The sequence below is a fragment of the Spirosoma litoris genome (genome assembly GCF_054776755.1).
In genome coordinates this window covers 48,894-60,092 of sequence record NZ_BAAHBI010000078.1, presented here as the reverse complement: position 1 = coordinate 60,092, position 11,199 = coordinate 48,894, and the positions used below count along the sequence as shown (strand labels likewise).

General features: G+C 49.4%; 5 protein-coding genes. 3 read left to right on the top strand and 2 right to left on the bottom strand.

What is annotated here, in order from left to right:
• The first annotated feature begins 278 nt into the window (after window positions 1–278).
• A complete protein-coding gene (locus ACYVGR_RS37295; protein ID WP_460965962.1) occupies window positions 279–3,551 on the top strand; it encodes an RICIN domain-containing protein in 3,273 nt (1,090 codons plus the stop codon).
• Window positions 3,552–3,693: 142 nt separating this feature from the next.
• Here the strand turns inward: ACYVGR_RS37295 and ACYVGR_RS37290 are convergent, their stop codons facing one another.
• Window positions 3,694–5,211, bottom strand: a complete 1,518-nt coding sequence (locus tag ACYVGR_RS37290) for a Gfo/Idh/MocA family protein (RefSeq protein ID WP_460965961.1) — start codon at window positions 5,209–5,211, stop codon at window positions 3,694–3,696.
• 184 nt (window positions 5,212–5,395) lie between these two features.
• Entirely contained in the window at window positions 5,396–6,412 is a 1,017-nt protein-coding gene (locus ACYVGR_RS37285; RefSeq protein ID WP_460965959.1) for a GntR family transcriptional regulator, read from the bottom strand.
• A gap of 161 nt (window positions 6,413–6,573) precedes the next feature.
• On the opposite strand from ACYVGR_RS37285, the gene ACYVGR_RS37280 reads away from it, so the two are divergent.
• The gene (locus ACYVGR_RS37280; protein WP_460965958.1) at window positions 6,574–8,709 is read left to right on the top strand and encodes a bifunctional aldolase/short-chain dehydrogenase; all 2,136 of its coding nucleotides are present in this window, start codon (window positions 6,574–6,576) and stop codon (window positions 8,707–8,709) included.
• A gap of 40 nt (window positions 8,710–8,749) precedes the next feature.
• On the top strand, window positions 8,750–11,116 hold the full coding sequence (locus tag ACYVGR_RS37275; protein ID WP_460966020.1) for a DUF1549 domain-containing protein: 2,367 nt from the start codon (window positions 8,750–8,752) through the stop codon (window positions 11,114–11,116).
• Window positions 11,117–11,199 lie beyond the last annotated feature (83 nt).

Below are 11,199 nucleotides of genomic sequence, written 5' to 3'. Positions count from 1 at the left end.
GATTCACTCCGCAAGATTACTATTTAGTAGAAGCCTGTTCATAGAATAAGGCTTTTTTTGATGCTCGTGCAACCAGATTGTTAATTTATGCAACCAGTGTGGTGGTATATAATTGGGCATAGATGCTATTTGCCACCTTATTTAACTCACACTTTAAACACCCTTTAATGCATAAAATAAAACACAACATGTAACGCAGTCCTGACTAGTAAGTCTGAATTAAAGTCTGGGAAAATCAACCGATTTCTCCAAATAATCTAACCCATACTCATTCTTTTATGAACACAATGTATACGTACATGCCTAAGCTGTATGCCATCAGCTGTGGCCTTTTTAGTAGTTTCCTCTGTTTGCTGGGGAGCCAAATCACTGTTCTGGGCTTGTCACTACCATCCGCAACAGTCCCATCCGCTACTCTGTCGTCGCCAAATTCCGTTTCGGTGATTGATCCCAACAAATGCTATCGACTCGTATCCCGACTAAGCGGTAAAGTATTAAGTGTAGACGCTAGTGCTCAGAACGACGGCGATAAACTCAACCAACGAGCCGATCTTAACCAGCTCACTCAGGGTTGGCGGTTTACCACTTCCAACGCAGGCTATTACAGCATCACGATTCTGAATACGCAGAAAGGTATTCAGGTTACCAACTCCTCAACGGCGGATGATGCCTTGCTGGAGCAATGGACGTATTGGGGAGGCAATTATCAGCAATGGCGTTTGGTCCGCAATGCGGATGGGTATTACAACATCATCAATCGTAACTCCAACAAAGCCATTACGGTACGTAATGCCAGTACGGCCGATGGTGCCCAGATCAGTCAGATGACGCTGGGAACGGGGCAGGAACAGCAGTGGAGTATTGAAGAGCGTAGTTGCACGGCCACTGCTACCACTAATCAGGCTCCTGTCGCCGTTGCTACCTCTACGTCGCTAACGGGGACGTCGCCCCTAAGTGTGACCTTTACCGGCAACAAATCCTACGATCCAGATGGTGACCCTATTACCTACGAATGGAACTTTGGCGATGGAAGTAGCTATGCTACGGAGGCCAATCCTGTTAAGGTATTTACAGCAAAGGCTGGTAGTCAGGGCGTCGGTTTGGTACTCAACTATACGGTTCAACTGACGGTCATTGATAGTAAAGGATTACGCAGTCCTGTTCAGACATTTTATGTCAAACTCAACAACAATAACCCAACGGTTAAAATTACGAGCCCCGTCAATAATGCTACCTATGCACTCGATAAATCCACTAGCTATACGCTAAGTGCTACGGTCGCTGGCAATAGTATCCAATCGCAGATCTGGCAGGTAAAGCTTCGCCACAACAATCGTGAGCAGCTTGTGAAAACTACATCAGGTGCTAATCCTGTTGTTGATATATCGCCCGCAGGCTGCGACGGCGATGATTACTATTACGTGATTTCGGTGAAAGTGACGGATTATAACAATCTGTCAGGGCAGGATTCTGTCAAGATTTATCCCGATTGTAACTCGTCTAAACTCAATATTACGGGTTTAACCGCAACCACGCTTACGAATAGCAGTGTGCGGCTTAACTGGACTAACCCAACGCTACCTTTCGACAAGGTGTTGGTGGTGGGTATGGCGGGATCAGGCCTTACAGATATACCACTAGAGCCTAACTATACGGCCAGCTCAAGCTTTACGGGTACTGGTTCGGTTTTGCCGGGGGGCGGTAAGGTGCTCTTCCAAGGCACGTCAACCTCAGTGGTCGTAACTGATCTGACAGCAGGACAGCCCTATTATTTTCGGGTTTATGCCCATTCGGGAAATGGTTGGTCGGGTGGTGTGCAGATCAGCACTACCCCGGCATCAGCCACTGCCAATCGCCCGCCTGTAGCGGTGGCTACCGCTACATCTTTAACGGGTAGCTCACCCTTAAGCGTGACCTTTACAGGTAATAAGTCTTACGACCCCGATGGCGATCAGATTTTCTACCAGTGGAACTTTGGCGACGATAGCAACTACTCCAATGAAGCGAATCCTGTGCATGTATTTACGCCGAAAACAGGGCAACACGGCGGTCTTATCACTACGTTTTTCGCTCAGCTCAAGGTTATAGATAGTAAAGGGCTACAAACTCTCAGCCAGGTATTTACCGTCTCGCTCGTAAATAATGCCCCGACGATTAAAATCACGAGCCCGGTCAATAATGGTAAATACCCCCTTGATAAAGCCACTAGTTTTGGGCTGACGGCAGCCGTTACTAATGGTAGTGCCAACCCACCCCTATGGCAAGTGAAATTACGCCGTGGCACTCACGAACAATTGATTAAGACGACTACCGATAACACCATCGCTATTCCGCCAGTAGGCTGTGATGGCGTAGATACCTATTATCTGATCTCTGTGACCGCGACAGCAGCAGGCGGTGGCTACTTGGTGACGGATTCTGTCAAGATCTACCCCGACTGTAATTCTCCCAAGCTCAATGTTACTGGACTGACGGCTACCACGCTGACGAGTAGTAGTGTACAACTCAACTGGACTAACCCGAGTCTTCCTTTCGAGAATGTGTTGGTGGTAGGGACTGTGATCGACAATCGTACGGATATACCTCTGGAGGTAAACTACGCAGGAAATGCCAGCACAAGCTTCACGAATACTAATTCGGCTATGCCAGGGGGCGGAAAGATTCTTTATCAGGGTACAGGAAATTCGGTTACGGTAACTGACCTGACAGGTGGGCAGCTCTATTATTTCCAGGTTTACGCTCAGGCAGGCAATGGCTGGTCTGGTGGGGTGCAAGTCAGCGCGACGCCAACACCACTCATTCCCTTGTTGCCAGGTTCCGTTTCGTCGGTTGAAGCGAATAAATGCTATCGACTCATATCCCGGCTTAGTGGAAAAGTATTAAGTGTAGATGCCAGTGCCCAGTGGGATGGCGATAAGCTAACGCAACGTACCGACGCCAATCAGCTCACGCAGGGTTGGCGCTTTGCTGCTACCGATGGTGGCTACTATAGTGTCAAAATTTTGAACACCCAGAAAGGTATTGAGGTGACCAATTCATCGACGGCAGATGATGCCTTGCTGGAGCAATGGACGTATTGGGGGGGGAGTCATCAGCAATGGCGTTTGGTACGCAATGCGGATGGGTACTATAACATCATCAATCGTAACTCTAACAAAGCCATTACGGTACGCAATTCGAGCACGGCTGAGGGCGCTCAGATTAGTCAGATGACCTTGGGGACGGGGCAGCAACAGCAGTGGATTATCGTGGAACGGACGTGCCCAACCGGCGCTAGAGTAGGTACTTCAGAACTGGGGGAGACGTTCAAATTATGGCCTAATCCGGCGCGAGATCATGTGTTGATCGACCTCAGTTCAGCCGTTGGCCAATCTGTACGTTTGCAACTGAACGACCTCCAAGGTCGCTCTCTCCAGCAAACGCAACTGGAGGTTGCTCCAACAGAGCCGTATCGTTTCGATACAGGTCAACTATCAGAAGGCCTGTATTTGATTCAAATTAAACCTGTCGGGCAATCGCCAACGACATTGCGGCTGTTAATACAACGGTAACGGAATAATGAATAATGTAAAATGGATAATGTGTTGGCAGAAAGCCCTTTGATACATTATCCATTTTACATTATTCATTGAAAAAGGCCACCGAGATAGTTTACTACCTCGGTGGCCTTTGTATACCTGTGGTTAAAAACCTTTACGCGTTTAACGACCAGCCTTCGCGGTATTCGCGCTTCACGAACTGGTTCGCTTCGTCGAAGTTCGTGATCTTCATGTTTTTGCCATCCCAGGTCAGGCGTTTGCGGCCAGGGTAAGTAAAGCCTTTACCGTCTGCTTTAGGTGTGCGAACGTTATAGCTACGAATTGCCAGGTTACCCATCAGAACCGACTCGGTCAGCGGACCAGAAAAGTCGAACGACGACGTAAGTGCTTTGTGCTCTTTGCTGTTGAAGCCGGCTTTACAAGCTTCGGTCCACAACACCTGGTGGCCGTTTTCGGGCAGTGGCTTAGAACCATCCGCTGGCTTCGGCTTCGGATCGCCAACTATTTTCTTACCATCCTTGGTGTACAGTTTTGGATCTTCACCATACATGCCACAGATCAGCAAACCTTTATCGCCATGGATCAATACACCGTTTTCACCGTTTTCGGGCATTGGCTCACCTTCTGGCAACATATCTGGGCGGAAAGGACGGATACCGCCATCTTCCCAGATCATTTTTACCACCGATTTATTTTTCGCCGTTGCAGGGAATTTCAACTCCACGTGCGACGATGGTGGGCAACCTTCTGGAATGTACTCCGGTGTCCAGTCTTTGATGAATACCTGACCAACGCTGGTTTCAACTTCGGTTGGATAACCTAGGCCGAGTACGCGGAATGGGGTGTCCATGATGTGGCAACCGATATCGCCCAGTGCACCAGCACCAAAGTTCCACCAGCCGCGCCATTTGAATGGGTGATAAGCAGGTGTATAGCCCACTTTTTGAGCTGGTCCGAGCCACAAATCCCAATCGAGGTCAACAGGCGTTTCGCCAGCGGGTTGTGGTACCGGAATACCCTGTGGCCACACAGGACGGTTGGTCCAGAGGTTCACGGTATGCACGGTGCCTAGCAGCCCTTTATCGAACCAATCCACCATTTGTTTTTGCTGTGGGTTCGAGGAGCCCTGGTTACCCATCTGGGTCACAACTTTGTATTTACGAGCCGCTTCGGTTAGAGCCCGAGCTTCGTAAATGTTGTGGGTCAGTGGCTTCTGTACATACACGTGTTTGCCCCGCATCATGGCAGCCATGGCAACAACAGCGTGGGTATGGTCGGCTGTCGATACGGTAACGGCGTCGATCGTTTTGCCTTCTTTATCCAGCATCTCCCGGAAATCCTTGTAGCGTTTCGCGTTGGGGTGCTTGGTGAAGTTTTCTTTAACACGGGGTAGACCCCAGTCTACATCGCACAGCGCCACGATGTTGTTGGCTCCGTTGTTATACGAGTTATTGGTATCACTGAACCCTTTACCGCCAAAACCGACACCGGCAATGTTGAGTTTGTCGCTAGGTGCAATGAAACCTTTACCTCCGAGTACGTGACGTGGTACAATAAAGAAACTAGTAGCCGCTAAAGCACTAGCTTGGATAAATTGCCGTCTCGAAGTTGTGCTCGGCGTGAATTCGCCTGGGCTGTTCTGCTCAGGCGTAGAGTTATCTGACTGATTCATGAGAAAATGAATAGGAGTTCGTACTGATAAGGATATATACGCCGAAATTTACCCAACAGGCTATCATGATTTTTCGGCTACGAGATAGATTTAGCGTTTGATCTGTGTATAGCTCTGATAGTTAATAGTGTACATAGTGATGTCAGGTTGAAGAACCTGACATCACTAAAACACAAACCGCAGACTAAAGCGATTTGCGAACAATCAGCCGAAACGGATTCTCAACATGTTCGACACTGCCGTTCAGGACCAACCGGGCAGCCGTCCTGCCCATTTGGGCGAAATCAGTAGAAATGACCGTAATACCATCCAGCAAAAACTCTTTCAGGGGTGTGTCATTATACGAAAGAATACCCACCTCCTGACCAACGATATAGGGCGTTTCTTTGATGCGCTTGATGAGTTCAACCAGGTCTTCTTCCATCAGGTTGATATACGCATGCCCCGGCTGAATGACCTCCTTCTGAACCGTATTGATCACCTTGGTTTTAAAGCCGTGTTCGTAGCAGAATTTGTAAAACCCGTTGAGAATGGCCTTGGGGTGGTAGCTGTACGATGGAAACAGGATACACAGGGTCGAATATTTTTTCAATAGCGGAAGTGCATCGGTTAGCGACTGATACAAGTCACGTTCGAAATTCTGGAATACAGCCCCGTAGCTCCCCGTTATGCCTTCTACTAGCTTGTCCAGGATAATTAATTTGTGCTTCGGTAAACTGTTAATGAGTTCGTCGGCTTTGTCACCCCCTTCGAAAAAATGGCCGATAATGACGTAGTGCGTATGGTTACGAGCCTGTCGCTGAATCAGATCCCGAAACAGCCGATAGTCATTGTTGTAGATAAAAAAATCAATAGCAACCCCTGGACCCAGCAGCTCGACGAAGGAGTCGTAAATGATTTTTTTGTGGGCGCTTAACTTGTTGAATAACAGAAATATTTTTAGGTTGTTTCCTGTTGGCGTGTAGTTAATGTAATAGCCTTTCCCCTTAACGGCCCCAATAATTTCTTTCTCTTTCAGGAGCTCATAAGCCCGCTCAATCGTGCCCTTCGAAATATCAAATTCGGCACAGAGTTCATGGATTGATGGCAGCTTATCGCCCGGTAAAATGTCCCGATTCTCAATGCCTTCGACTATCGAATTATAAATCTGCTGGTATTTAGGTGTATTTGAATAGTCGTTGATCTTTATGTGATAAATCATGGGTTATTGGTTTCGTACAAAAAAATAGTACTTATGGTCAAAAAATAGGACAGTATAGGAAAGTCTCTGGGAGATGACCACCTACTTTCAGCCCTTATTAGACAAAAGCATTCAGACTCTAATACTAATCATATAACCTATCTAATACTTTTTACTCAGTTATGCTATCTACCATCAAAGCCTATCGGCATGTCAGTTATTTGTGGGATGAAGAAAAAGCGGCCTCTTTAGCAAATGATAACCCGCAGGAACAGGAAGTTGCATTGTTGCTTTATCGCTCCAACTTACTGGGAGCCGATTTGCGCCTGACGAACTACGGCGGAGGCAATACGTCCTGCAAAACCACGGCCCGAGACCCGCTCACTGGGAAACCCACCGAAGTCATGTGGATCAAGGGCTCCGGGGGCGACATCGGTACCCTTACACGTGGTGGACTGGCAGCCCTGTATATGAACCGATTGCATAGTCTTAAAGAGGTTTATCGGGGGCTTGAGTTCGAAGATGAAATGGTTGAACTGTTCAACTACAGCATTTTTGATCTGGCTTCCAAAGCCCCTTCTATCGACACCCCGCTACACGGTTTTTTACCCTACAAACACATCGACCACCTGCATCCGGATGCGGCCATTGCCATTGCGGCAGCCAAAGATGGTAAACAGATTACGGAAGAACTCTTTAAAGGGACTATTGGCTGGGTCGACTGGCAACGGCCGGGCTTCGATCTGGGCCTAAAACTGGAACAATGTATCACCGAAAATCCGGGTATTCGGGGCATTATGCTTGGCTCGCATGGCCTGTTCACCTGGGGCGACACGGCCTATGAGAGCTATGTAAATACGCTGGATGTGATCGAAACCTGCGCCCAGTTTCTGGAAGACAGCTACACGAAAAAAGGTACTCAATTTGGTGGGTCGATTCGAGAGTCGTTGCCTAAAGAAGACCGGCAAACGCAGGCCGCTCAATTAGCGCCTGTTTTACGAGGACTATGTTCGAGCCAGAACCGAATGATCGGGCATTTTACCGACGATGACCGGGTACTGGAGTTTATCAATTCCGCCGATTTAGCCCGACTGGCCCCAATGGGAACCAGTTGCCCCGACCACTTCCTGCGTACCAAAATCAGCCCGCTTGTGCTGGACTTAGCGTCTGACCAGGACGTGACCGATGCCGCAGCTATTCGAGAGAAATTGACGCCCGCATTCGAGGCTTACCGTGCTATGTATCAGGCGTATTACGATACCTGCAAGCGCCCGAATTCGCCCGCTATTCGCGATAAAAATCCAGTCGTTATTCTCTGGCCGGGCGTGGGTATGTTCACCTTTGCCAAGGATAAACAAACGGCCCGTGTAGCGGCTGAATTTTACATCAATGCCATCAATGTCATGAAGGGCGCCGAAGCCATTTCGGGCTATACATCGCTGCCACGACAGGAAGCGTTTGACATTGAGTACTGGCTATTGGAAGAAGCTAAACTTCAACGAATGCCGAAGCCAAAACCGTTAACAGGCAAGATTGCGCTGATTACAGGCAGCGCAGGCGGCATAGGAAAAGCCATCGCGAAAAAGTTTGCCGACGAAGGAGCCTGCGTGGTCATTAATGATAACGATGCCGACCGGCTCGCATCGGCTAACAGCGAATTTGGAAAGAAATACGGGCGAGATACGCACGCAGCCGCCCAACTCGACGTAACCGACACAGCGACAATTGCCAACGCTTTTCAGACCGCCAGTTTAGCATTCGGAGGGGTCGATATTGTGGTCAATTGTGCGGGTTTATCGATCTCGAAACCTATTGAAGAGCACACCGAAGCCGATTGGGATTGGCTATACGATGTTCTGGTGAAGGGCCAGTTTTTAGTGACTCAGCAAGGCGTTGCCGTGATGCGTAAGCAGGAACTAGGGGGCGATGTACTGAATATTGTTAGTAAAAACGCACTGGTCTCCGGCCCGAATAATGCGGGGTATGGATCGGCCAAAGCGGCCCAGTTACACCTTAGTCGGTTGAATGCCGCTGAGTTGGGAAAAGACCATATTCGGGTCAACGTAGTCAACCCCGACGCCGTTATCTCCGATTCTAAAATCTGGGCGGGTGCCTGGGCAGAAGGACGTGCGAAAGCCTACGGCATTACCGTTGCCGAATTGCCTGCCTATTACGCCAAACGGACCCTCCTCAATGAAATCATTCTACCGGAAGACATCGCCAACGCCTGTCTGGCTTTCGTGAATGGATTACTGAATAAATCGACGGGTAACGTGCTCAATGTAGATGGGGGCGTAGCCATGGCTTTTGTGCGGTAATGGTAGTAAATTAGGCTAGTGGCGTACTTTTTTTACCGTGATAACAATCGTAACCGAATCCTTCTGGCTCTGGCAGTTTCTGGGCCGTTTACATCCGCTAATCGTTCATTTTCCGGTTAGTCTTTTATGCATCGCCCTGCTGCTCGAAGCGGTTGGTTGGTTTCGTAAATCGACTGATATGCAGGCGGGTATCCGGGCAATGGTCTGGGTTGGGGCCATCAGTTCGGTGGTGGCGGCAGCGCTGGGTTTGTTGCTGGTAAATCAGGACGATTACGGTGGAAATACAGTCGCTATTCACCAATGGTCAGGGCTGGCAACGATGGTCCTGGCCATTGGAACAATACTGGCGTTGCGTTCGGGGCGCCGGGAATTGTACCGGGGGCTGTTGATTGTAACAGTCCTCGGGGTTAGTCTGGCAGGGCATTACGGTGCGATGCTCACGCATGGCGACGACTATCTAAGTAGTGTGTTACCCTTCGGCAAAGGCGGAACTAGCAATCCGGTAGGGGAGGGAGCTACAGTTGCTTTCGCGAGCGCCACGAATGGCCAACCCCTGAACGACAAACAGATTGCTGATCTGAATCTGGAAGTTCGGTCGATTCTGGCGCACAATTGCTACAGTTGCCACAGCGCGACCAAAACCAAAGGCGAGTTACGGCTGGATAAAAAGGAGTTTGTCATGAAAGGCGGGGAGAACGGCGAAATTCTGGTGCCCGGCCATCCCGAAAAAAGTGATATTATCCGACGCATCAAACTGCCAGCCGGTCATGACGATGCGATGCCCACCAAAGGCAAACGGCTGTCGGAACACGACATTGCCCTGCTCGAATTCTGGATTCAACAGGGCGCACCCTGGCCGAGCGGTGCCGAAAAAAGCATTTACCGGGTGGCCGAACTGGAGCCGCGCTTACCTGCCCTTCCTGAAGCTCCAGCGGGTATTACGAACCCTATTGATCGGTTTGTGAACGTCTATTTTCAGCAACATAAACTGCCCTGGAAGCAGGTTGTCGATGATCGAACGTACATGCGCCGGGTGTATCTGGATGTGGTAGGACTCCTGCCTTCTCCCGAGAAACTAAAAGCCTTTGAAGCTGATTCCCGACCAAACAAGCGGGAACTTCTGGTCAATGAATTACTCCATCGGAATGTCGATTACGCTCAGCATTGGCTAACGTTCTGGAACGATGCGCTCCGGAATGATTATACCGGAACAGGCTACATTACGGGTGGGCGATTCGATATCACAAACTGGCTGTATACCTCGCTGAAGACTAATAAGCCGTACAACCAGTTTGTTCGGGAGTTGATTAGCCCAACCAAAGAGTCGTCGGGTTTTATTAAAGGCATAAAGTGGCGGGGAACGATCAATTCGAGTCAACGGACGGAGATGCAGGCGGCCCAAAACGTGTCGCAGGTATTGTTGGGGTTGAACTTGAAATGTGCTTCCTGCCACGACAGTTTTATCAGCGATTGGAAGCTGGCCGATGCCTACGCCTTCGCCAATATTTTTGCCGACACCACGCTGGAAATCAATCGCTGCGATAAGCCTACGGGGAAACTAGCCGGTACCAAAATCATCTTCGAAAAGCTGGGGACGATTAACGGGAAAGCCACGACTGACGAGCGACTCAAAGAACTGGCGAATTTTCTGGTGCAACCCAAAGATGGTCGTCTTTATCGTACGGTTGTGAACCGGATTTGGGCGCAGGTAATGGGCCGGGGCATTATTGAACCGGTCGATATGATGGACAATGAACCCTGGAGCCAGGATTTGCTCGACTGGCTGGCGTCTGATTTTGCCGCTAACGGCTACGACATCAAGAAACTGATGTTCACCATCCTTACCTCAAAAACGTACCAACTGCCCTCCGTCGGTCTGAAAGACGCTGACTTGATCACGTCGCCCAATTTCGTGTTTCAGGGAATGGTACGCCGTCGGCTCACGGCTGAGCAGTTTGCCGATGCGGTGAGTCTGGCCTTTAGCCCGATCTACGTGGATACGTCCATTGTTGAGAAGCAGTTTCCCAAACAGCTGAAAAAAGAAATGCCGTTCCCGAGAGCGTCTTTGGTGAAAAACGACCCATTTCTAACAGCACTGGGCCGCCCGAATCGCGAAACCGTCAGCACTAGCCGGTCATCGCAGGCGAACCTGTTGCAGGCACTGGAACTCACCAACGGTGAGAAATTCAACGACGCCCTCAAGCGGGGTGCTCAGCAATGGAAAGCCACTTATCCGACTTCGGATTTATTGGTGAAAAACCTGTACTGGAAAGCCTTAGGGCGAGAACCCAAGCCAAACGAACTGGCCATTGCCCAGAAAATCGTTGGCAAAAATCCAACGACAGAAGGCATTCAGGATCTGGTTTGGGCCATTAGCCTGCATCCTGAGTTTCAGTTGATTTATTGAGCGTAGAATTAATTTCAGATGTGTATCAAAGCCAGACCGATTGTGTGACCCCGTCGGGGTCAAATATGTATAGCAACATGAGC

Bases quoted from the DNA above. Each gene is read 5' to 3' on its own strand.
- ACYVGR_RS37295 (WP_460965962.1), top strand. From the start codon at position 279: ATGAACACAATGTATACGTACATGCCTAAGCTGTATGCCATCAGCTGT.
- ACYVGR_RS37280 (WP_460965958.1), top strand. From the start codon at position 6,574: ATGCTATCTACCATCAAAGCCTATCGGCATGTCAGTTATTTGTGGGAT.
- ACYVGR_RS37290 (WP_460965961.1), bottom strand. From the start codon at position 5,211: ATGAATCAGTCAGATAACTCTACGCCTGAGCAGAACAGCCCAGGCGAA.
- ACYVGR_RS37285 (WP_460965959.1), bottom strand. From the start codon at position 6,412: ATGATTTATCACATAAAGATCAACGACTATTCAAATACACCTAAATAC.